The organism is Rhodococcus sp. Z6_132 (genome assembly GCF_058133635.1).
On the sequence record NZ_JBYUNP010000003.1, the window covers coordinates 881850 to 903977 of the forward strand.

Below are 22128 nucleotides of genomic sequence, written 5' to 3' on the forward strand. Positions count from 1 at the left end.
CGCGCCAGTCGATCACGAGCTAGGCGGACCCGAGGAGCTAGGCGGACCCGACCACCTCGACGTGCTCCACGTGCGGTGGCTCGGCGAAGTGCGGCCCCACCAGTGCACGCCACTCGGCGAAGGCGGGGGAGCCGCGGAAGCCCTCGGTGTGGTCGGCCAGGGTCTCCCACTCCACCAGCAGCACGAACCGCAGGGGTGACTCGATGCTGCGGGTGAGCTGTGCGCTGCGAAAGCCGTGGGCGCCAGCGACGTGCGGCACCGCCGCGGCGAAGACCTCCGCGAACCCTTCCGCGGCGTCGGCGTTGACGGTGAGCTGTGCGACCTCGATGACCATGAACCGGACCCTAGCCGCTCCCGCTGGCCGCTCCGCCCACCCGCAGCCGGGCCTGGGTGCGCGGCGCCTCACCGGCGGGCAGCAGCGAGCGCAGCGTCTCGTCCCAGCTGATCAGCCCGTGGTCGGCCTTGTGCCGGGCCAGGCGGGCGATCACGTCGTGGCCCACCCGCAGCCACCCGGTGCCGGGGTAGTGCTCGGCCATCAGGTCCTGCCACACGGCCACCGGCATCTCGTGCCTGGCCTCGCAGTCCCACGACACCGGCTGCACGCCGAATCCGTGGCTGCCGCGGGTCAGCACGGTGCCGGAGAACATCATCCGCAGGCCCACCGCGCCCTCACCCAGCGCGTGCAGGTACTGCGACGCGGTGACGTTGAAGTCGTAGGTGCACGGCAGCGGCAGGTCGGTCTCGGTCACCCCGGTGAAGCCTCGCACCATCGTGGTGGCCTGCAGCCACCGCAGCGGGCGCTCGGTCTCCCGCCAGGGCTCGCGCGGCCCGTACCGGCTCAGCAGCCCCTGCTCCTCACCGGCGGCGCGGCGCAGGGGCTCGATGCACACCTGCGCCCGCACGACCATGGCGTGCACCAGCGCTCCGCTGGACTCCTCGATCTGCAGTCGGGCCACCAGCTGGGGCACCGCCGCCGCGGGCTCGGCCTGCACGTCCAGCACGGCGAAGGACAGCTGCGTCATGGGGGCTGCGCTGCTCACGGACGGGCTCGCCTCACCGGGTTGCGCTCGTGCACAGCGTGTTCGGACTTGGTGGCAGCATCGACGGGCACGGGCACCATTCCCCCCTAGCTAGCGTGCGTGACCACGAGATCGAGCACCGACCCCCTGCACTGGTCTCTCCCTCCGGTGTACGCCGGTGTGGTGCACGTCGCAATCACCCTGCTGGCCAGCGCTGGGCCACAACAGGACCCGGTGTCCGACGGGCACGGCCAGCAGGCTCCGGGCGGGCACGCCACCGCCGCTGGGTGCCCGGTTTGCGCCGCTCAGCGGCTACGCTGACGCGGTTTCTGCCACCCACCCGCCTGGAGGTTCGACCTAGATGGCTGTCATCGAACAGGAGCGTGCGACGCCGCGGACGACGTCCACGGCCATGGCTGTCGTGCAGGGGCTCGTCGCTGCTGCGGCCGTGCTGTTCGCGGTGGTCATCTCCGACCATGACTTCATCGACCTCGACGTGTACCGGGCGGCGGCCAAGTCGCTGCTGGACGGTCAGGGGCTGTACGGCTCGCTGCCGGGCTCGCCCTACGACCTGAAGTACATCTACCCGCCGTTCGCGGCGGTGGTCCTGGTACCGGTCACCTTCCTGCCCCTCGACGTGCTGCACGTGGTGTGGACGCTGGGCACGGTCGCCCTGGTCTACTTCGTGCTGCGAGCGGTCATGCGTCGCCTCGGCACCAGCGCGCCCGAGCTCACCGCGCTGGCCCTGCTCGCCCCGGCGCTGCTGCTGGAGCCGATCCGCGGCACCATCGGCTTCGGCCAGGTGAACATGGTGATCGTGGCCCTGGTGGTGGCCGACTGCACCGGCGTCATCCCCAAGCGCTTCCGCGGGGTGGGCATCGGGCTGGCCGCGGCCATCAAGATCACCCCGCTGGCCTTCGGCCTGCTCCTGCTGGTGCGCCGCGACTTCGCGTCCATCGTCCGCGCGGGGGTCGCCTTCGTGGTGGCCGCGGGCATCGGTGCGGTGTTCGCGTGGGAGGACACCAAGAGCTTCTGGACCGACGTCGCCTACGACACCGACCGCGGCGGAAAGCCCTGGTACGGCCCCAACCAGGCGATCACGGGTCCGCTGGCCCGCCTCGGCCTGCCCGACGCGGTGCAGACCGGGCTCTGGGCGCTGGCGGTGCTGCTGGTGGTGGCCGCCGCGGCCTACGCCGCCTGGCAGTTCACCCGCACCGGTGAGCACGTCCTGGCGATGTGCGTGGTGGCGCTGGCGGCCCTGCTCGCCGCCCCGTTCGCCGCCTCCCACCACTGGGCCTACGTCATCCTGCTGCTGCCGCTGCTGGTGGCTCCGCAGTACCGGTCGTGGCGCTACCTGCTCGCCCTGGCCACGGTGGTGTTCCTGCTCGGGGCGCAGTGGGACCTGCCCGGTGGCGGCGACCGCGAGCTGCACAACTGGGACCTGATCCAGCAGTTCGTCGGCAACGGTGAGTGCTTCGTCGGCATCGCGCTGCTGGTCGGAGCCGTGGTGGTGGCGCGCGAGCGGCAGCGCAGCTGGCCGACCCGCCGCACCGAGCTCGACGTCCCGGAGCGCTCCGGTGTCCAGGAGGGTTCGGAGCCGGTCCTGCCGCGATGACCTCAACCCCGAAAACAGGGCAAAACCGTTACGGTCTCTGACAGAGACCGGGCAGAGGCGCCCGGCCCGCCCCACGTCGGAGGTTCAGTTGACCGCCTATCGCACCGTGCTCGTCGGTACTGATGGTTCGGACTCGTCACTCCTCGCGGTGGAGCGCGCTGCCAGCCTCGCCGGTGACGCTGGTGCGCGCCTGGTGATCGCGTGCGCCTACTTCCCGGCCAGCCCGCGCGAGGTGAAGCGGGCCTCGGAGGCGCTGCGCGAGGAGTCCTACCAGGTGATGGGCTCGGCGCCGGCCCAGGACACCCTGCAGACCGCCCACGACCGGGCCAAGCTGGCCGGCGCGGGCGAGATCGAGACCCGCGCGGTCAGCGGCGCGCCGGTGGACACCCTGCTCGCCCTCATCGACGAGGTGAAGGCCGACCTGCTCGTGGTGGGCAACCGCGGCCTCAACAGCCTCACCGGTCGGCTGCTCGGCTCCGTCCCGTCCGACACCGCCCGCAAGGCCCACTGCGACGTCCTGATCGTGCACACGGTGCAGTGACGGCAGACTCCGAGGACACCGCACCAGTCGTCGAGGAGGGTGCAGCCGCGACGGCTGGAGCCGACACGGTGGGCGAGGGCACAGCCCCGAGCCCCGAGAGCGACCGGGCCGACGACGACAAGGCGCTGCGCGAGGGCATCCAGGAGGAGCTCGAGCGCACCCTGCTGGGCGGGCGCCGTCGCTACGACCGCTACCAGGCGGCCGAGGAGGCCGGTGTCCCGCTGGAGCAGGCCACCCGCCTGTGGGTGGCCATGGGCTTCGCGCAGGGCGACGACCCCGACGCGGTGATGTACACCCGCGGCGACGTCCAGGCGCTGCGCACCATCAGCCGGCTGGTCGAGGAGGGCGTGATCTCGGCCGAGATGGAGATCTCGGTGACCCGCGCCCTGGGCCAGTCGTTGTCCCGGCTCGCCGAGTGGCAGGTGGGGCTGATGACCAGCTACATCGGCACCCGGCTGGCCGAGGCGGTGGACAAGACCCCCGAGGGTTCCGAGCTGGACGTGGACGTGGTGCGCGCCGAGGTGGGCTCGGTGGCCAAGGGGCTGCTCCCGACCATCGAGGCGCTGCAGTCCTACGTGTGGCGCCGCCACCTCGCTGCGAACGCCGGCCGTGCGCTGGTCGGTCCCACCGAGCAGATCTCCCGGCAGTGCCTGGTCGTCGGCTTCGCCGACATCGTGGGCTACACCCGGCTCACCCGCCAGCTCGACATCGAGGAGCTCGACCGGCTGATCGAGCGCTTCGAGTCCTGCGCCATGGACGTGATCGCCGAGGGACACGGCTGGGTGGTCAAGACCGTGGGCGACGAGGTGATGTTCGCCGTGCAGGAGCCCGCGCACGCCGCCCGCATCGCCCTGGAGCTGCAGGAGCGGGTGATCGCCGACGACGTGCTGCCCGGGATCCGGGTGGGGATGGCCTACGGCCCCGTCCTCGTCCGCTTCGGCGACGCCTTCGGCTCGGTGGTCAACATCGCCGCCAGGCTGACCTCGGTGGCCAAGCCCGACTCGGTGCTGCTCGACTCCGAGCTGGCCGAGGCGCTGGAGGAGCACGCCGAGCAGTTCCGCCTGCGGTCGATGCGTCCGGTGCGGGTGCGCGGGCTCAGCCGTCTGCACCCGTACCTGCTGCGACGGCAGACCGCCAAGTAGCCCCGCGGCGCGCTGTCGCAGCCGTGCCGCTGGGCCGGGGCCCCGGGCGTGGCTAGGGTCACGCAGATGACGACCCCCGAGATGGACAGCTCCACGGTGCACACCGCCACGCCGGACAACTCCACGCCGGACAGCTCCACGTTGGACACCACCACGATGGACACGGCCACGGCCACTCGCTGTGCCCGCGCCACCGACATGATCCACTCGATGACCTACTTCGTGCCGGAGACCGACCAGCGGCTCACCGAGGCGGGCCTGCGGCCGGGCCGGATGTGCTACTTCGCGGGTCGCGCCGCGGCCATGGGGGCGGTGGGCCCGGGTCCGGTGGCGGCCACCTTCTACAACTTCAACCCCGACGTGATCGCGCGCCACCTCCCGCGGGCCTGGACCCTGGCCGAGCCACTGGCCGTGCTGGCCGCCCGCCGGACGGCGGCCGAGCAGGCGCTGCGCCGGCTGCTGGGCCCGGAGCTCGCCGACTCGCCCGAGGTCGCCGAGGCGGCCGAGCTCGCCCGCACCGCGGCGCTGGCCTGCACCAGCGCGGGCCGGGCACTGCACGCCGGGCACGCCGACCTGGAGTGGCCGGAGACCCCGCTGCTGGTGCTCTGGCACGCCATCACGCTGCTGCGCGAGCACCGCGGCGACGGCCACGTGGCGGCACTGCTGGGTGCGGGGCTGTCGGGCATCGAGGCGCTGATCACCCACACCGCCACCGGCACCGGGTTCACCGTGGGGGCCGCGCAGGCCACCCGCGGCTGGTCGGAGCAGCAGTGGGCGGACGCCGAGCAGGCGCTGCGGCAGCGGGGCCTGTTGGCCGGGGACGGCTCGCTCACCGAGGCCGGCGTGCAGCTGCGCGCCGACGTCGAGGCTGCCACCGACCGGATGGCCGTGGCCCCCTGGGCGGCGCTGGGCGTGCCGGGCACCCTTCGGCTCACCGAGATCGGAACCCGGCTGTCCCGCGTGATCCTCGACGCGGGTGCGGTCCCGGAGGGCGTTTTCGCCCCGGGTGCCGGACGAGGCCGCAGCGCCGCGGAGCCGGGGTCGTAACATCGCCTCCGCGCCGGTGAGCACGTCGGCGCGCACGGAGACGATGGGACGAAGCACGTGAGTGATCCCCAGCCAGGTGAGGGAAGGCTCCGGTACCGGTTGCTGACCGGCCCCGACGACCAGACGTTCTGCAAGCGGGTGAGCACGGCACTGGCCGAGGGCTACCGCCTGCACGGCTCGCCCTCCGCCACCTGCCGGCCCGACGGGCAGGTCATCGTGGCCCAGGCCGTGGTGCTGGACGACAGCGAGGCCGCGCGGTGAGCGCCCCCCAGGGGTGCCCGGCCGAGGGCTACGCCGGTGACCTGACCGTGCAGGAGGCGTGGGAGGCGGTGGCCGGCGGCGCCGCTGTGCTCGTCGACGTCCGCACCGACGCGGAGTGGCGCTACGTCGGCGTGCCCGACCTCTCCGACCTGCAGGCCGAGCTCGGCCTGGTGGAGTGGGTCAGCGCCCAGGGCGAGGTCAACCCGGAGTTCACCGACGAAGTGGATCGGCTCGCGCAGGGACGTCCGGTGATGTTCCTGTGTCGGTCTGGGCAGCGGTCGGTGTCGGCTGCTCGGGCGGTGACGGCGGCCGGCAGCGGCCCGGCCTACAACGTGCTCGACGGATTCGAGGGTGGGCTGGACTCCTCCGGCCACCGTGGCAGTACCGGATGGCGAGCCGAGGGGCTCCCGTGGAGGCAGTCGTGAGCAGCACCGACGGGACGCCGAGCTGGCGTCCCGACACCCTGGCCGTGCGTTCTGGCGTGACGCGCTCGGAGTTCCAGGAGACGTCGGAAGGGCTGTTCCTCACCTCGGGCTTCGTCTACGACACTGCCGAGGACGCTGAGGCGGCGTTCGCCGGCGAGGTCGACCGCTTCGTCTACTCCCGCTACGGCAACCCCACGGTGGCCATGTTCGAGGAGCGCCTGGCGCGGCTGGAGGGTGCGGAGGCCTGCTTCGCCACCGCCAGCGGCATGTCCGCGGTGTTCACCGCGCTCGCGGCCCTGCTCAAGGCCGGCGACCGGGTGGTCGCGGCCAAGAGCCTGTTCGGCTCGTGCTTCGTCATCCTGGACGAGATCCTGCCCCGCTGGGGCATCGTCACCGAGTTCATCGACGGCGGCGACCTGGACGAGTGGAAGCGGGCGCTGGCCACCCCGGCCGCCGCAGTGTTCTTCGAGAGCCCGTCCAACCCGATGCAGGAGATCGTGGACGTCGCCGCCGTGGTGGAGCTCGCCCACGGCGCGGGTGCGATGGTCGTGGTGGACAACGTCTTCGCCACCCCTGTGCTGCAGCGGCCCACCGAGGTGGGTGCCGACGTGGTGGTCTACTCCGCCACCAAGCACATGGACGGCCAGGGGCGCGTGCTCGGCGGCGCCATCCTGGGCAGCAAGGAGTTCATCGACGGCCCGGTGAAGACGCTGATGCGCCACACCGGGCCCTCCATGTCGCCGTTCAACGCCTGGGTGCTCACCAAGGGCCTGGAGACCATGGGCCTGCGGGTGCGCCACGCGGTGGGCACCACCCAGCAGCTGGCCGAGTGGCTCGAGCAGCAGCCCGGCATCAGCTGGGTGCGCTACCCGTTCCTGGCCTCGCACCCCCAGGTGGAGCTGGCGAAGCGGCAGATGTCCGGGGGCGGCACCGTCATCACCTTCGAGCTCGACGGCGGCAAGGAGCGGGCCTTCGAGCTGCTCAACCGCCTGCAGATCATCGACATCTCCAACAACCTGGGCGACGCCAAATCGATGATGACCCACCCGGCCACCACCACCCACCGCCGCCTGGGCGCCGAGGGCCGCGCGGCCGTGGGCATCACCGACGGCGTGGTGCGGCTGTCGGTGGGCCTGGAGGACGTCGCGGACCTGCGGGCCGACCTGGACCAGGCGCTGCGCCAGGACTGACGGCGCGCAGCCGGCTGTCCGGGCTGAGGGTCCTTCCTGCTCACTCCTCGAGCAGGAAGGAGCCGGTCTGCACCCCGCCCACGTGCCGGTAGGCGGCGGTGAGGGCGCCGGTGCTGGTGCTGGCCGAGGAGACCAGCGAGAAGGTGGTGGGCACCGCGCCCTCGCCGAACAACCGCTTGCCCGTGCCCACCACCACGGGGAAGACGATCAGCCGCAGCTCGTCCACCAGCTCGTGGCGCAGCAGGGTCTGCACCAGCCCGGCGCTGCCGTGCACCTGCAGCTCACCGTCCACGGTCTCCTTCAGTGCCTGCACCGCCGTGGGCACGTCACCGGTGATCAGCTGCGAGGCCTCCCAGTCCACCGCGCCGAGCGTGGTGGAGGCCACGTGCTTGGGCAGGGTGTTCAACGACCACGCCACCCGGTCGCCCTCCACCGGAACCTTCGGCCAGTGCGCGGCGAAGATCTCGTAGGTGCCGCGACCGAGCAGGAACGCCCCGGCGTGGGAGAACCACTCGTCCACCTGGGCGCCCATGTCCTCATCGGCGAAGGGCACCAGCCACCCACCGTGCTCGAAGCTGCCGGAGACGTCCTCGGGCGGACCCCCCGGGGCCTGCATCACGCCGTCCATCGTCAGAAATGTGGTGACCACCAAGTCGCCCATGCTGTTTCGCCCTTCTCTGCCGTGCGCGCACCGTGCGCCGTCCTGGGAGAAGGGACGCCGTAGCCGCAGGAAACTGATCGACTGCCGGCATCGGCGCTGGTAGATCCGTCGCCCGGCGAGGGGCCGCCGTCACGTGGTGGTACATGCAGACGCCCCGAGCCGGCGACTGCTCCGTCGCTCCCGGAATGGCTGCGGAGCCGTTCGTGGTCTGTAATGGCGGCTGGTACCTGCCATTTCTTGTCGTTCGTCCGCAATGGGCGAGTCAGCCAGGAGGGCCGTTCCCATGAAGCGCTTGCTGCTCGGGGCGCTCGCCGCCACCACCGTCCTGGGCGCGTGCGTCCGCACCGCCCCACCTGGCGTCCGGGAGCAGCCACCCGCCACGCTGGAGGAGGCGCCCACGGCCAGCGTGCCGCTGGCCACCCCGCCCACCTCGTCGCCGCGCACCCCCACCGTCACCCTGCGCGAGCGTGGCTCCCCAGCGTCGCCCCGCACCAGCCCCCTGCCCAGCACCGCCCGCACGCCGCTGCCCAGTGCCACGCCGTGGCCGTCCGTCACGTCCACCACGGGCAGCGCCCGCCCGTGCACCGACCTGTTCAGCTACGCCGGGGACCCTCGCTCCGCCGACGAGATCAACTTGGTGGGGTGGCTGGCTGGCGCGTGCCCGGCGCCGCAGCGTCGGTAGCCGTCTGCTCCGTGGTCCCTTCCTCGGCGTCCTTGGCGTGCCCGTCGGGGTGTTGGTCGTGCTTGGGCAGCGCGACCAGCACCCCCACCGCAGCCAGGGCTGTGGCGATGGCGGAGGCGAGCGAACCCGCGTGCAATCCGTCCATGAAGGTCGTGCGGACGGTGGCGACCGCCGGGCCCTGGAGCTCGCCGGGCAGCTGCCCGACCACCTCGAAGGCGGCTATCACCGAGTGCCGCGCGGCGGACACCGCGTCGGCCGGCAGCCCGAGCCCGCCGAGCTCGGTGGCGAGCTTGCCGCCGTAGACCGAGCTGAGCACCGAGCCGATGACCGCGACCCCCAGGGCCCCGCCCACCTCGCGAGTGGTGTCGTTGATCGCCGAGCCGGCGCCGACCCGCACCGCGGGCAGGGCGCCCATGATCGCGTCGGTGGCCGGGCCGGTGGTCAGTCCCAGCCCTGCTGCCATCAGCACCATCGCGACGACGATCGGCCCCCAGTAGGGCGCGTCCACCGTGGTCACCGTGACCAGCAGGAACCCGGAGCTCATCAGCAGCAGACCGGCGGCGACCACCACGGTGGTGCCCCACCGCTTCATCAGCACGATCGCCACCGGCGACAGCAGGCCCACCACCACCGCGAAGGGCAGCGTCGCCACCCCAGCCCGCAGGGTGTCGTAGCCGCGTACCGCCTGGAAGTACTGGGTGATCATGAAGATGAAGCCGAACAGGCCGAAGTAGGCCATCGCCACAGCCGCGCTGGCCGCCGACACCCGGCGGTTGGCGAACACCCGGACGTCCAGCAGCGGCTGTGACCGGCGCAGCTCCCACCAGGTGAAGACCACAAAGAGCAGTGCCGCCCCCACGAAGCCGCCGAGGGTGGCCGGCGAGAGCCACCCGTGGTCCGGTGCCTCGATCACCGTCCACACCAGCAGCCCGACGGAGGCCACTGACAGCACCGCGCCGACGGCGTCGAACCGGCCCGGGTGGGGGTCGCGCGAGCTGGGCAGCAGCAGCTTGCCGGCCACCAGCGCCAGCACCACCAGCGGAATGTTCACCAGGAAGATCGAGCTCCAGGAGAAGTGCTTCAGGAGCACCCCGCCGCTGACCGGCCCCACGGCCACCGCGAGCCCGGACACCGCCGTCCAGATGCCGATCGCGGTGGCCTTCTCCCGGCGGTCGGTGAAGATCGTGGACAGGATGGCCAGCGTGGCCGGGTAGATCAGGGCTGCCGACACCCCCATCGCCGCCCGTGCGGCGATCAGCTCGCCGGTGGTGGAGGCGTAGGCCGCCCACACCGAGGTGGCGGCGAACAGCACCAGGCCCACCTGCAGCACTGGCTTGCGCCCGAAGCGGTCGCCGAGCCCGCCACCGGTGAGCATCAGCCCGGCGAACAGCAGGGTGTAGGCGTCCACCAGCCACTGCAGGTCGCTGGTGGAGGCCCGCATCTCGCGGCTCAGCGTGGGGAGCGCGACGTTCACGATGGTGTTGTCCACCAACACGATGAGCACGCTCAGGCACAGCACGGCCAGCGCCCACCAGCGGCGTGGGTGCGGGGCAGCGGCGTGGGACGGGTCGAGTCGTGGTGCAGCCATCAGGTTCTCCTGTAGAACGATGTACTACTGATGTGGAACAGTGTTATCTACGATGGTGGTGCTGGCAAGGGGTAACTTGCGGGTCAGTGCTGGCAGTCGAGCCAGCGCGTTGGCCAGCAGGGCGTGGCACGGCGATCAGCAAGGCCAAGGAGGTACCGGTGGCGGGATCCACGCGTCGGGTGCGCACCCCCAGCGGTGACGTGCGGGCTGCGCTGGTGGACGCCGCCGAGGCGGTGCTGGTGCGAGAGGGTCCCTCCGGCGTGACCGTGCGCGCGGTGGCGACCGAGGCTGGGGTGGCGCCGATGGGTGTCTACAACCGCTTCGGCGACAAGGAGGGCCTGGAGCGCGAGCTGTTGGTGCGCGGCTTCCACGGGCTGCGTGACGCGGTGGCCCCCCGCGGCGAGGCCGACCCGCTGCAGCGGTTGCGGTGCTGCGGCGTGCGCTACCGCGAGTTCGCACTGTCGCACCCGCAGCACTACCGCGTCATGTTCGACGCCACCACCGGCGCGGGGTTCGCCTCCGAGCAGGTGCAGGAGGCGGCCATGGTGGCGTTCGGCGAGCTGGTGGGGCACGTGCAGCACGCCATGGCGCAGCGGGCGATCGCCACCGGTGACGCCGAGGACCTTGCCAGCCAGATCTGGGCGGCGGTGCACGGGGCGGTGTCGCTGGAGCTGGCCGGGTGCACCGTGGCGGTCGACCCGGAGGCGACCTACGGACGGCTGCTCGACCTGGTGATCACGGGCCTCACCGCGAGCTGACGCTCCCGCCTGCTTGGTAGCGGTTGCAGACGCGGTGCGGGGTGGTTGGTGGTACTTGCAGACGCACCATCCTGTCGGCGTGGCGTGCAACCGTGGACCCATGGCCACGGTGCAGAACGTGACGCTGCCGGAGGTGGCGCTGCTGCGGCTGGCGGCGCAGCGGCTGGTGGGGCCACGTGCCGCCACCGCGGCCGAGGCGGTGCGGTGGATGGGCGCGGTGCAGGCCCAGGACCACCCCGGCTCGCTCACCTCGGTGGCGCTGCGCACCGCCCCCGGCACCCGCGCCGACGTGGTGGCCGCGCTGGACGCCGGCGAGGTGGTGCGCACCTGGCCCATGCGCGGCACGCTGCACCTGCTGCCCGCCGAGGACGTGGCCTGGATGCTGCCGCTGCTCACCCCGCGGGTGGTGGCCGCCAGCGCGGGCCGGCGCCGCAGCCTCGGGCTCACCGAGGACGACCTCGACCGTGCCGGGCAGCTGGCCGAGCAGGCGCTGGCCGGGGGAGCTGGCCTCACCCGCAGCGAGCTGTTCGCGGTGTGGGACGACGCCGGTCTGGCCACCCGCGAGCAGCGCGGCGCGCACCTGCTCGGCTACCTGGCCATGACCGGCACTCTCGTCTTCGGCCCTACCAGGAACGGGCAGCACCTGCTGGTGCTCGCCCGCGACTGGGTGCGCCGGCCCCGCCAGCTCGAGCCCGAGGAGGCCCTGGGTGAGCTGGCGCTGCGCTACTTCCGCAGCCACGGCCCCGCCACCCCGGCCGACCTGGGCCGGTGGGCCCACCTGCGGGTGGGCGACCGCCGCACCGGGGTGGAGCTGGCCCGGCCGCACCTGCTCAGCGTCGAGGTGGCGGGCACCGACGGCGACGGCACCGAGCACCTGATGGACCCGCAGACTCCCGAGCGGCTCGCTGCCGCGCGCGAGGAGGCCGAGGGGGTGCTGCTGCTGCCCGGCTTCGACGAGCTGGTGCTGGGCTACGGCGATCGCCGGGCGCAGCTGGACACCGAGCACGCCGGCCGGGTGGTGCCCGGCGGCAACGGGATGTTCCTGTCCACCGTGGTGAGCGCCGGGCGCATCGTGGGCACCTGGCGGCGTGCGGGGCGCGGCGCGCAGCAGACCATCAGTGCCACCCCGTTCACCGCCTTCACGCCCGAGGTGGAGTCAGCGCTGCCGCGGCTGTACGAGCAGCTGCCCTAGCCGGCGGTCACCAGCCGCGGGCGCGCCACTCGCCCAGCTGCGGACGCTCGATGCCCAGGTTGGTGTCGCGCCCGTGTCCGGGGTAGACGACGGTGTCGTCGGGCAGCGTCCCGAAGACGCGCTCCTCCAGGTCGTCCATCAGCTGGCCGAAGTCCTCCGGGTTCTGCGTCTTGCCCGGCCCCCCCGGGAACAGGCTGTCGCCGGTGAAGAGGTGCTTCTGCTCGCCGGCGCGCAGCAGCAGGGCCACCGAGCCAGGCGTGTGGCCGCGCAGGTGGATCACCTCCAGCCGCAGCTCGCCCACCTCGACGGTGTCGCCGTGGGCGAGCTCGCGGTCTGGGACCACCGGCAGCGGGGCGGCGTCCAGCGCGTGCGCGGCAGTGGGGGAGCCGGTGCCGCCGACCACGTCGGCCAGGGCCTGCCAGTGGTCGGGGTGCTGGTGGGTGGTCACCACCAGCGACAGCTCGGGGGCCTGCTCGTCGAGCAGCTCGGTGAGGCGGTCGGCGTCGTTCGCGGCGTCGATGAGCAAGGACTTGCCGGTGGAATGGCACACCACCAGGTAGGCGTTGTTGTCCATCGGGCCCACCGACACCTTGGTGAGGGTCCCGCCGGGAAAGTCCTTGCGCTGCGCGGCCCCACCCGGGGTCACCGAGCCTGTGTAGTGCGCGTCAACCTGCATGGTGCACAACGTTACCGGCGTCACGTCCAGACCGGGAGAGCGACTGGCCGCCCGGTTCTTGTCGGGGCGCCGACCTACCATGGAGGAGAGCGCGACATCCGGCCACACCGGTCGCATATCGGATGTGGTCACCTCGTGGCGGATGTTGGTCGCACTCGGTGCACCGCGGTGTCCTGCCGGGTGTGCAGTGGTGCGCAGGGGAACTAGTGCGTGATGAAGGGATCTGGAGTGGCTGACCGTCTGGTCGTCCGTGGCGCTCGCGAGCACAACCTGCAGGGGATCGACATCGACCTGCCCCGGGACAGCCTCATCGTCTTCACCGGGCTGTCCGGCTCGGGCAAGTCCAGCCTCGCCTTCGACACCATCTTCGCCGAGGGTCAGCGCCGCTACGTCGAGTCGCTCTCGGCCTACGCCCGCCAGTTCCTGGGGCAGATGGACAAGCCCGACGTGGACTTCATCGAGGGCCTCTCGCCGGCGGTCTCCATCGACCAGAAGTCCACCAACCGCAACCCGCGGTCCACGGTGGGCACCATCACCGAGGTCTACGACTACCTGCGCCTGCTCTACGCCCGCGCCGGCACCCCGCACTGCCCGGTCTGCGGCGAGCTGATCTCCCGCCAGACCCCGCAGCAGATCGTGGACCAGGTGCTGGCCATGGAGGAGGGCGCGCGCTTCCAGGTGCTCGCCCCCGTGGTGCGCACCCGCAAGGGGGAGTTCGTCGACCTCTTCGAGCAGCTGCGCAGCCAGGGCTACTCTCGGGTCCGGGTGGACGGCACCGTGCACCAGCTGACCAACCCACCCAAGCTGAAGAAGCAGGAGAAGCACGACATCGAGGTGGTGGTCGACCGCCTCAGCGTCAAGGACAGCGCCAAGCAGCGGCTCACCGACTCGGTGGAGACCGCGCTGCGCCTGGCCGAGGGCGTCATCGTGCTGGAGTTCGTCGACCGCGACGAGGACGCCCCCGACCGCGAGCGCCGCTTCTCCGAGAAGATGGCCTGCCCCAACAACCACCCGCTGGCCATCGACGACCTCGAGCCGCGCTCGTTCTCCTTCAACTCGCCCTACGGCGCCTGCCCGGAGTGCACCGGTATCGGCGTGCGCAAGGAGGTCGACCCCGAGCTGGTGGTCCCCGACGACGAGCTCAGCCTGGCCGACGGCGCCATCGCACCCTGGTCCAGCGGGCAGACCGCGGAGTACTTCAACCGCCTGCTGTCCGGGCTGTCACAGGCCATGGGCTTCTCCATGGACACCCCGTGGAAGAAGCTGCCCGCCAAGGTGCGCAAGGCCGTGCTGGGCGGCTCCGACGACCAGGTGCACGTCAAGTACACCAACCGCTACGGGCGCACCCGCTCCTACTACGCCGCCTTCGAGGGCGTCATGCCGTTCCTGGAGCGGCGCCTGGAGCAGACCGAGTCGGAGTACATGAAGGAGAAGTACGACGGCTACATGCGAGAGGTGCCCTGCCCGGCCTGCCACGGCACCCGGCTGAAGCCGGAGATCCTCGCGGTCACCCTGGGCGACGAGCAGCCGCTGTCCATCGCCGAGGTCTGTGCGCTGTCGGTGGCCGACTGCTCCGCCTTCCTCAACGCCATGCAGCTCGGCCCGCGTGAGCAGATGATCGCCGGCCAGGTGCTCAAGGAGATCCAGGCCCGGCTGGGCTTCCTGCTCGACGTCGGCCTGGAGTACCTGTCCCTGGACCGCGCCGCCGGCACGCTCTCTGGTGGCGAGGCCCAGCGCATCCGGCTGGCCACCCAGATCGGCTCCGGCCTGGTGGGCGTGCTGTACGTGCTGGACGAGCCCTCCATCGGGCTGCACCAGCGCGACAACCGGCGGCTGATCGAGACCCTCACCCGGCTGCGCGACCTGGGCAACACGCTGATCGTGGTGGAGCACGACGAGGACACCATCCGCCAGTCCGACTGGGTGGTGGACATCGGCCCGCGCGCCGGCGAGCACGGCGGCCACGTGGTGCACAGCGGCACCTACGCAGGGCTGCTGGAGAACACCGACTCCCTCACCGGCGCGTACCTGTCCGGCCGGATGGCCATCCCGCTGCCCGCCCAGCGCCGCAAGATCGACCGCAAGCGGCAGGTCACCGTGGTGGGCGCGCGCGAGCACAACCTGCACGACATCGACGTGAGCTTCCCGCTCGGGGTGCTCACCGCGGTCACGGGGGTCTCCGGCTCCGGCAAGTCCACCCTGGTCAACGACATCCTGGCCACGGTGATGGCCAACAAGCTCAACCGGGCCCGCCAGGTGCCCGGGCGGCACACCCGGGTGAACGGGCTGGACCAGCTGGACAAGCTGGTGCAGGTGGACCAGTCGCCCATCGGGCGCACCCCACGCTCCAACGCGGCCACCTACACCGGGGTGTTCGACAAGATCCGCACGCTGTTCGCCTCCACCGTGGAGGCCAAGGTGCGCGGCTACCAGCCCGGCCGGTTCTCGTTCAACATCAAGGGCGGCCGGTGCGAGGCCTGCTCCGGCGACGGCACGCTGAAGATCGAGATGAACTTCCTGCCGGACGTGTACGTGCCCTGCGAGGTCTGCCACGGTGCGCGCTACAACCGGGAGACCCTGGAGGTGCACTACAAGGGCAAGACCATCGCCGAGGTGCTGGACATGCCCATCGAGCAGGCGGCCGAGTTCTTCCAGTCCATCACCTCCATCCACCGCTACCTGCAGACGCTGGTGGACGTGGGGCTGGGCTACGTCCGGCTCGGCCAGCCAGCTCCCACTCTCTCCGGTGGTGAGGCGCAACGGGTCAAGCTGGCGGCGGAGCTGCAGAAGCGCTCCACCGGCCGCACCGTCTACGTGCTGGACGAGCCCACCACCGGGCTGCACTTCGAGGACATCCGCAAGCTCCTCGGCGTGATCAACGGCCTGGTCGACAAGGGAAACACCGTCATCGTCATCGAGCACAACCTCGATGTGATCAAGACGGCCGACTGGGTCCTGGACATGGGCCCGGAGGGTGGTGCCGGCGGTGGCCGGCTCATCGCCCAGGGCACGCCGGAAGACGTTGCCGCGGTGCCGGAGAGCTACACCGGCCGCTACCTCAAGGACGCCCTCGAGGCCGCCCCCACAGAAGCACCCACAGTGATCCCCCCGATCAAGCGCAAGGAGAAGGTAGCCGTCCCAGCGGGGTAGCCCCACCGACGGGTGGAACCTCCCTCAGACCAGGACGACTAGATTTGACGACTGATGACTCACGACGACACGACTGACCGCGACATGACCGACCGCCAGACCGCAGGCCCCGAGATTGCAGGGCCCGACACAGCGGGCCCCGAGGCTGCAGCCACCCAGGCTGCAGGGCCCGACACAGCGGGTCCCCAGAGTGCGGCGCCGTCCACCACGGACCGGCCCGCCCCCACCACGGAGACCGCCGAGCCCGAGGGTGCCCCGCCCGTCTCCTTCGCCGACCTCGGCATCGACGAGCGGGTGCTGCGCGCCCTCACCGACGTCGGGTACGAGAGCCCGTCGCCGATCCAGGCCGCCACCATTCCCGCCCTGCTGCAGGGCCGGCACGTGGTGGGCCTGGCGCAGACCGGAACGGGCAAGACCGCGGCCTTCGCGGTGCCCATCCTGTCCCGCATCGACCTGAGCCAGAAGACGCCGCAGGCGCTGATCCTGGCGCCCACCCGCGAGCTCGCGCTGCAGGTGGCCGAGGCCGTGAGCTCCTACTCCCGCCACCTGCCGGGTCTGCACGTGCTGCCCATCTACGGCGGCCAGAGCTACGGCGTGCAGCTGGCCGGGCTGCGCCGCGGCGCGCACGTGGTGGTGGGCACGCCCGGTCGCGTCATCGACCACCTCAACAAGGGCACCCTGGACCTGCGCGAGCTTCGCTTCCTGGTGCTCGACGAGGCCGACGAGATGCTGGCCATGGGCTTTCAGGAGGACGTCGAGACCATCCTCGCCGACACCCCGGACGACAAGCAGGTCGCGCTGTTCTCCGCGACCATGCCCAGCCAGATCCGGCGGATCTCCAAGCGCTACCTCACCGACGCGCAGGAGATCACCGTCACCAACCGCACGGTGACCGCGGCCAACACCCGCCAGCGCTACATCCAGGTCGCCGGGAACCGCAAGCTCGACGCCCTCACCCGGGTGCTCGAGGTGGAGACGTTCGAGGCGATGATCGTGTTCGTCCGCACCAAGCAGGCCACCGAGGAGCTGGCCGAGCGGCTGCGGGCGCGCGGGTTCTCCGCCGCCGCCATCAACGGCGACATCGCCCAGGCGCAGCGCGAGCGCACGGTGAGCCAGCTCAAGAGCGGGGACCTGGACATCCTGGTGGCCACCGACGTCGCCGCCCGCGGGCTCGACGTGGAGCGCATCAGCCACGTGGTGAACTACGACATCCCGCACGACACCGAGTCCTACGTGCACCGCATCGGCCGCACCGGCCGCGCGGGCCGCTCCGGTGACGCGCTGCTGTTCGTCACCTCGCGCGAGCGCCACCTGCTGCGGGCCATCGAGAAGGCCACCCGCCAGCCCATCACCGAGATGGCGCTGCCGACGGTGGACGACGTCAACTCCACCCGGGTGAGCAAGTTCGCCGACGCCATCACCGCCAGCCTCGACTCCGCGGAGATGACCCTGTTCCGCCGCCTGGTGGAGGACTACGAGCGCGAGCACGAGGACGTCACCCTGCTGGACGTCGCGGCCGCGCTGGCCGTGATGACCCAGGACGGGGAGAGCTTCCTGCTCAAGCCGGAACCACCCCGCAAGGAGCGCGAGCGCCACGACAAGGAGCGCGCCGCCCGCACCGGGGGCAAGGAGGCGGGCGGCTTCCGGGAGCGCGGTGAGCACAAGGAGCGCGGCTCCCGCGGGCCCGCGCGCTCGCAGGCGGGCGGGCCGATGGCCACCTACCGCATCCGGGTGGGGCGCCGGCACAAGATCTCGCCCGGGTCGATCGTCGGAGCCATCGCCAACGAGGGCGGGCTCACCCGGGCCGACTTCGGCCACATCGACATCCAGGGCGACCACAGCCTGGTGGAGCTGCCGGCCAACCTGGCCGACGACTTCTTCGAGCGGCTGCGGCGCACCCGCATCTCCGGCCAGCTCATCGGCCTCACCCGCGAGGAGGGCGAGAGCCCCCGCCGCGGCGGGGCCCGCAAGGACCACCACCGCAGCTGAGCCCACACCGACTGAGCCGGGCCCCCGCGGGGAGCCCGGCTCAGTCGTGCGTGTCGTCGGCAGTGCGGGTCGAGCGGTGCCGGCCTCGTCAGTAGACGGGGCCGGTGTACTTCTCGCCGGGGCCCATGCCCGGCTCGTCCGGGTGGGCGGACTCCTCGCGGAAGGCCCGCTGCAGCGCCTGCAGCCCGTCGCGCAGCGGTCCGGCGTGCGGGCCCAGGTACTCCACCGACGAGGTGATCAGCCCGGCCAGTGCGGTGATCAGGCGGCGGGCCTCGTCCAGGTCGCGGTACGGGCTGGACGAGGGGGTCTCGTGGGACAGGCCGAGCTTCTCCGCGGCCGAGCTCATCAGCATCACCGCAGCGCGGCTGATCACCTCCACCGCGGGGACCTCGGCCAGCTCTCGGGTGTCTGGTTCGGCAGGGATGTGCGGGTCATCGGTCATGACTGGTAGCCTTGCACCTACGACCGCCCCCGGTTCGCCGGGGGCAGCAAGTGGAGCCCCGCTCCCACCTCCACATCCTCCGGGTGTGCAGGTCCGGTCCGGCTCGTCCTCGCGACGAGCTTCGGCGCCCCGCCAGGGGTGTCAGGATCGGTCGGCAACGGGCCCCTGCACGTCCTCCTCCGAGGACGTCCTGGGGCCTTCGTCGTGGAGAGCCCGGTTCTGCGGTCATGGACAGAATGCCGAACCTAGGAGGCCCCATCAGCGCTGAGACCCGCATCAACGATCGCATCCGTGTTCCCGAAGTGCGGCTCGTAGGGCCCAACGGGGAACAGGTGGGGATCGTGCGCGTGGAAGATGCACTCCGCCTGGCCGTGGAGTCCGACCTCGACCTGGTCGAGGTCGCCCCCGAGGCCCGCCCGCCGGTCTGCAAGCTCATGGACTACGGCAAGTTCAAGTACGAGAACGCGCAGAAGCAGCGCGAGTCGCGCAAGAACCAGCAGATGACCGTGGTCAAGGAGCAGAAGCTCCGGCCGAAGATCGACTCGCACGACTACGAGACCAAGAAGCGCAACGTGGTGCGCTTCCTCGAGGCCGGCCACAAGGTCAAGGTCACCATCATGTTCCGTGGCCGCGAGCAGTCCCGCCCCGAGCTGGGCTTCCGGCTGCTGCAGCGCCTCGGTGCCGACGTCGCCGACCTCGGCTTCGTGGAGACCTCGGCCAAGCAGGACGGCCGCAACATGACCATGGTGCTGGCCCCGCACAAGGGCGCCAAGACCAGGGTCAAGGCGCAGCAGAGCGCGGAGGCACCGCCGGCCCAGTCCGCGGCGGCCCAGGCCGCCGCGGCCACCCCTGCCGCGCCGGCCCCGGCCGAGCAGGCGCCTGCGAGCACCCCCCAGCCAGCACCGACCGAGCAGGGATCCACGTCCTAGTCAGCCCACGCTGACGCCGACGCCCGCCCACCAGGCTCACAACCAATAGTTGAGGACGACACATGCCCAAGATGAAGACCCACAAAGGCACCGCCAAGCGCATCAAGGTGACCGGTTCCGGCAAGCTCATGCGTGAGCAGGCCGGCCGTCGCCACCTGCTGGAGCACAAGCCCACCAAGCAGACGCGTCGCCTCGACGGGGACACCGCTGTCGCCAAGAGCGACCAGGGCCGCATCAAGCGCCTCCTGGGCATGTGACCTGCCCTTCCCAGTGACGGCCCCGGCCCGCACCCCGCGGCGCTGAGGCCTCTCCCGCACACCCGGGCGGATCCTCGCCCCCGAGATCGACAGGACTTACCCAGTGGCACGCGTGAAGAGGGCAGTCAACGCCCAGAAGAAGCGTCGTACGACGCTCGAGTCGGCCTCCGGCTACCGCGGACAGCGCTCGCGCCTGTATCGCAAGGCCAAGGAGCAGATGCTCCACTCGATGACCTACGCCTACCGCGACCGCCGTGCGCGCAAGGGCGAGTTCCGCAAGCTGTGGATCCAGCGCATCAACGCTGCGGCCCGCGCGAACGGGATGACCTACAACCGCTTCATCCAGGGTCTCAAGGCCTCGGGCCTGGAGGTCGACCGCAAGGTGCTGGCCGACATGGCCGTCGCTGACCCGGCCGCCTTCGCCACCCTGGTGGAGCTGGCCAAGGCGCACGTCCCCGCCGACGTGAACGCACCCAAGGAGAGCGCGGCCTGAGCGCCTCGCCCTCAGCAGGAGACCGACCCGCGGACCCGTTCACCGAACGGACTCCGCGGGTCGTTTCCGCTGTCAAGCTTCATCGCGGCGCCACCCGGCGCAGCACCGGCCACTTCCTGGCCGAGGGCGCCCAGGCCGTCCGCGAGGCCCTGGCCGACGGCCAGGTCCGCGAGCTGTTCGTCACCGCCACCGCGCTGGTCGCGCACCCGGAGCTGGCCGCCGCGGCCGCCGAGCGGGGCGTGCGGGTCAGCCCGGTCACCGACCGTGCCGCGGCCGCGCTGTCGGACACTGTCACCCCACAGGGCCTGGTCGCCGTGTGCGACCTGGTGGACGTGAGCCCCGAGCAGGCCCTGCACGGCTCCCCGCAGCTGGTTGCCGTGCTCGTCGACGCCGCCGAGCCGGGCAACGCCGGCACCGTCATCCGGGTGGCCGACGCCGCCGGGGCCGACGCCGTGCTGCTGGCCGGCGACAGCGTGGACGTGCACAACGGCAAGTGCGTGCGGGCCTCCACCGGCAGCGTCTTCCACCTGCCGCTGGCCCGGCACCGCCACCCGCTGGGTCTGCTCGAGCAGGCCCGCGCCGCCGGCCTGCAGGTGCTGGCCACCGCCGCGGACGGCGAGGTGGACCTCGACGACGCCGACGAGCTGCTGCGCGCACCCACCGCGTGGCTGTTCGGCAACGAGGCGCACGGGTTGAGCCCCGAGCTGGCGGCCGCGGCCGACCACCGGGTGCGCATCCCCATCCACGGCCGCGCGGAGAGCCTCAACCTGGCCACCGCGGCGGCGCTGTGCCTCTACGCCAGCGCCCGCGCCCAGCGGCGCAGCGGCCGGGTCCACCCGGGCGAAACCCCGGCGGGGCGCTGAGCACCATCGCCTAGGATCGAGGGCGCGTCCAGCCCGGCCGAGAACCAGCGGCCGGAACCCCACACAGACAACGAGGTGCACCGCTCCGTGTCCGCCACCAACGACCCCTACGACCCCAAGCAGGTCGCCGCGTTGTCCGCGGACGCGCTCGACCGGGCGCAGGAGGAGGCCGAGCAGGCCTTCGCCACCGCGGCGGACCTGGACGCGCTGGCCGCCGCCCGCACCGCCCACCTGGGTGACCGGGCCCCGGTGATGCTGGCCCGCCGCGAGCTCGGCGCCCTGCCGCCCGCGGCCCGGGCCGATGCCGGCAAGCGGGTCAACCGCGTGCGTGCCGCGGCCCAGCAGGCCTACGACGACCGGCACGCCGAGCTGCTCGCCGAGCGCGACGCCGCCGTGCTGGTGGCCGAGGCGCTGGACGTCACGCTGCCCGCCGAGCGTCAGCCGCTGGGGGCGCGCCACCCCATCACCGCCATCTCCGAGCGCATCGCGGACATCTTCGTGGCGATGGGCTGGGAGGTGGCCGAGGGCCCGGAGCTGGAGGTGGAGCACTTCAACTTCGACGCGCTGAACTTCCTGCCCGACCACCCCGCCCGCACCATGCAGGACACCTTCTACGTGGCGCCCGAGGGCTCCAAGCAGGTGCTCCGCACGCACACCTCACCGGTGCAGGTGCGCTCCATGCTCGAGCGCGACCTCCCGCTGTTCGTGGTGTGCCCGGGCCGCACCTTCCGCACCGACGAGCTGGACGCCACGCACACCCCGGTGTTCCACCAGGTGGAGGGCCTGGCCATCGCCGAGGGCCTCACCATGGCGCACCTCAAGGGCACCCTGGACGCCTTCGCCAAGGCCATGTTCGGCCCGGAGTCGCGCATCCGGCTGCGCCCCAGCTACTTCCCCTTCACCGAGCCCTCGGCCGAGCCGGACGTGTGGTTCCCGGAGAAGAAGGGCGGCGCGGGCTGGGTGGAGTGGGGCGGCTGCGGCATGGTGCACCCCAACGTGCTGCGCGCCGCCGGCATCGACGCCGACCGCTACTCCGGGTTCGCCTTCGGCATGGGCATCGAGCGCACCCTGATGTTCCGCAACGGCATCCCCGACATGCGCGACATGGTCGAGGGCGACGTGCGCTTCACCCTGCCCTTCGGCGTCCAGGCCTGACGGCCACCCCCGCTGTGCCTGTAACCAGCACCGTGCCTGACAAGATCCAGCCG

General features: G+C 71.9%; 23 protein-coding genes. 17 read left to right on the forward strand and 6 right to left on the reverse strand.

Annotated features, from left to right (window positions below; genetic code table 11):
- Positions 1-37 precede the first annotated feature (37 nt).
- Both AC3YO9_RS17320 and AC3YO9_RS17325 read right to left on the reverse strand, forming a co-directional pair.
- Complete coding sequence (locus tag AC3YO9_RS17320; RefSeq protein ID WP_489984030.1) at positions 38-334, reverse strand: antibiotic biosynthesis monooxygenase family protein; 297 nt, start codon at positions 332-334, stop codon at positions 38-40.
- A gap of 10 nt (positions 335-344) precedes the next feature.
- Positions 345-1022: a DUF6084 family protein gene (locus AC3YO9_RS17325; protein WP_127784721.1), complete on the reverse strand. Its 678-nt coding sequence runs from the start codon at positions 1020-1022 to the stop codon at positions 345-347.
- A gap of 358 nt (positions 1023-1380) precedes the next feature.
- Between AC3YO9_RS17325 and AC3YO9_RS17330 the strand changes: the two genes are divergently transcribed.
- From AC3YO9_RS17330 to AC3YO9_RS17360, 7 genes are all read left to right on the forward strand, one after another.
- On the forward strand, positions 1381-2634 hold the full coding sequence (locus tag AC3YO9_RS17330) for a glycosyltransferase family 87 protein (protein WP_489984031.1): 1254 nt from the start codon (positions 1381-1383) through the stop codon (positions 2632-2634).
- Between the two features lie 88 nt (positions 2635-2722).
- Positions 2723-3175 (forward strand): universal stress protein, encoded by a 453-nt coding sequence (locus AC3YO9_RS17335; RefSeq protein ID WP_127782596.1) that lies wholly within the window; start codon positions 2723-2725, stop codon positions 3173-3175.
- Complete coding sequence (locus tag AC3YO9_RS17340; protein ID WP_241249809.1) at positions 3172-4317, forward strand: adenylate/guanylate cyclase domain-containing protein; 1146 nt, start codon at positions 3172-3174, stop codon at positions 4315-4317. The genes AC3YO9_RS17335 and AC3YO9_RS17340 overlap by 4 nt, the downstream gene beginning before the upstream one ends.
- Before the next feature lie 156 nt (positions 4318-4473).
- Positions 4474-5364, forward strand: coding sequence for an SCO6745 family protein (locus AC3YO9_RS17345; protein ID WP_489984103.1), 891 nt, complete (start codon positions 4474-4476; stop codon positions 5362-5364).
- Between the two features lie 57 nt (positions 5365-5421).
- Positions 5422-5625, forward strand: coding sequence for a DUF1737 domain-containing protein (locus AC3YO9_RS17350; protein WP_127782597.1), 204 nt, complete (start codon positions 5422-5424; stop codon positions 5623-5625).
- The gene (locus AC3YO9_RS17355; RefSeq protein ID WP_489984032.1) at positions 5622-6050 is read left to right on the forward strand and encodes a rhodanese-like domain-containing protein; all 429 of its coding nucleotides are present in this window, start codon (positions 5622-5624) and stop codon (positions 6048-6050) included. Before AC3YO9_RS17350 ends, AC3YO9_RS17355 begins: the two co-directional genes overlap by 4 nt.
- Positions 6014-7240 (forward strand): O-succinylhomoserine sulfhydrylase, encoded by a 1227-nt coding sequence (locus tag AC3YO9_RS17360; RefSeq protein WP_489984033.1) that lies wholly within the window; start codon positions 6014-6016, stop codon positions 7238-7240. The genes AC3YO9_RS17355 and AC3YO9_RS17360 overlap by 37 nt, the downstream gene beginning before the upstream one ends.
- 40 nt (positions 7241-7280) lie before the next feature.
- Here AC3YO9_RS17360 and AC3YO9_RS17365 read toward each other — a convergent pair whose 3' ends face one another.
- Positions 7281-7901 carry a dihydrofolate reductase family protein gene (locus AC3YO9_RS17365; protein ID WP_127782600.1) on the reverse strand — a complete coding sequence of 207 codons (621 nt, stop codon included), beginning with the start codon at positions 7899-7901 and terminating at the stop codon, positions 7281-7283.
- Between the two features lie 283 nt (positions 7902-8184).
- Here AC3YO9_RS17365 and AC3YO9_RS17370 point away from each other — a divergent pair, with 283 nt between their 5' ends.
- Positions 8185-8583 carry a hypothetical protein gene (locus tag AC3YO9_RS17370; protein WP_489984034.1) on the forward strand — a complete coding sequence of 133 codons (399 nt, stop codon included), beginning with the start codon at positions 8185-8187 and terminating at the stop codon, positions 8581-8583.
- Here AC3YO9_RS17370 and AC3YO9_RS17375 read toward each other — a convergent pair.
- The gene (locus tag AC3YO9_RS17375) at positions 8531-10171 is read right to left on the reverse strand and encodes an MFS transporter (protein ID WP_489984035.1); all 1641 of its coding nucleotides are present in this window, start codon (positions 10169-10171) and stop codon (positions 8531-8533) included. The two genes, AC3YO9_RS17370 and AC3YO9_RS17375, sit on opposite strands and share 53 nt — an antisense overlap.
- Positions 10172-10329: 158 nt before the next feature.
- Between AC3YO9_RS17375 and AC3YO9_RS17380 the strand changes: the two genes are divergently transcribed.
- Both AC3YO9_RS17380 and AC3YO9_RS17385 read left to right on the forward strand, forming a co-directional pair.
- A complete protein-coding gene (locus AC3YO9_RS17380; RefSeq protein ID WP_489984036.1) occupies positions 10330-10929 on the forward strand; it encodes a TetR/AcrR family transcriptional regulator in 600 nt (199 codons plus the stop codon).
- A 100-nt stretch (positions 10930-11029) separates the two neighbouring features.
- Positions 11030-12121, forward strand: coding sequence for a winged helix DNA-binding domain-containing protein (locus tag AC3YO9_RS17385; RefSeq protein ID WP_489984037.1), 1092 nt, complete (start codon positions 11030-11032; stop codon positions 12119-12121).
- A 7-nt stretch (positions 12122-12128) separates the two neighbouring features.
- Here AC3YO9_RS17385 and AC3YO9_RS17390 read toward each other — a convergent pair whose 3' ends face one another.
- Positions 12129-12806 (reverse strand): MBL fold metallo-hydrolase, encoded by a 678-nt coding sequence (locus tag AC3YO9_RS17390; protein WP_489984104.1) that lies wholly within the window; start codon positions 12804-12806, stop codon positions 12129-12131.
- Between the two features lie 219 nt (positions 12807-13025).
- Between AC3YO9_RS17390 and uvrA the strand changes: the two genes are divergently transcribed.
- Entirely contained in the window at positions 13026-15947 is a 2922-nt protein-coding gene (uvrA, locus tag AC3YO9_RS17395) for an excinuclease ABC subunit UvrA (RefSeq protein ID WP_489984038.1), read from the forward strand.
- 54 nt (positions 15948-16001) lie between these two features.
- Entirely contained in the window at positions 16002-17936 is a 1935-nt protein-coding gene (locus AC3YO9_RS17400) for a DEAD/DEAH box helicase (RefSeq protein WP_489984039.1), read from the forward strand.
- A gap of 88 nt (positions 17937-18024) precedes the next feature.
- Here AC3YO9_RS17400 and AC3YO9_RS17405 read toward each other — a convergent pair whose 3' ends face one another.
- Positions 18025-18378, reverse strand: coding sequence for a DUF1844 domain-containing protein (locus AC3YO9_RS17405; RefSeq protein WP_489984040.1), 354 nt, complete (start codon positions 18376-18378; stop codon positions 18025-18027).
- 236 nt (positions 18379-18614) lie between these two features.
- Between AC3YO9_RS17405 and infC the strand changes: the two genes are divergently transcribed.
- From infC to pheS, 5 genes are all read left to right on the forward strand, one after another.
- A complete protein-coding gene (infC, locus tag AC3YO9_RS17410) occupies positions 18615-19307 on the forward strand; it encodes a translation initiation factor IF-3 (RefSeq protein WP_489984041.1) in 693 nt (230 codons plus the stop codon).
- 62 nt (positions 19308-19369) lie between these two features.
- Positions 19370-19564, forward strand: a complete 195-nt coding sequence (gene rpmI, locus AC3YO9_RS17415) for a 50S ribosomal protein L35 (RefSeq protein WP_489984042.1) — start codon at positions 19370-19372, stop codon at positions 19562-19564.
- A 103-nt stretch (positions 19565-19667) separates the two neighbouring features.
- Positions 19668-20057, forward strand: a complete 390-nt coding sequence (gene rplT, locus AC3YO9_RS17420) for a 50S ribosomal protein L20 (protein WP_127782610.1) — start codon at positions 19668-19670, stop codon at positions 20055-20057.
- Complete coding sequence (locus tag AC3YO9_RS17425; RefSeq protein WP_489984105.1) at positions 20054-20920, forward strand: TrmH family RNA methyltransferase; 867 nt, start codon at positions 20054-20056, stop codon at positions 20918-20920. The genes rplT and AC3YO9_RS17425 overlap by 4 nt, the downstream gene beginning before the upstream one ends.
- Before the next feature lie 87 nt (positions 20921-21007).
- Positions 21008-22075 (forward strand): phenylalanine--tRNA ligase subunit alpha, encoded by a 1068-nt coding sequence (gene pheS, locus AC3YO9_RS17430; RefSeq protein ID WP_127782612.1) that lies wholly within the window; start codon positions 21008-21010, stop codon positions 22073-22075.
- Positions 22076-22128: the final 53 nt, after the last annotated feature.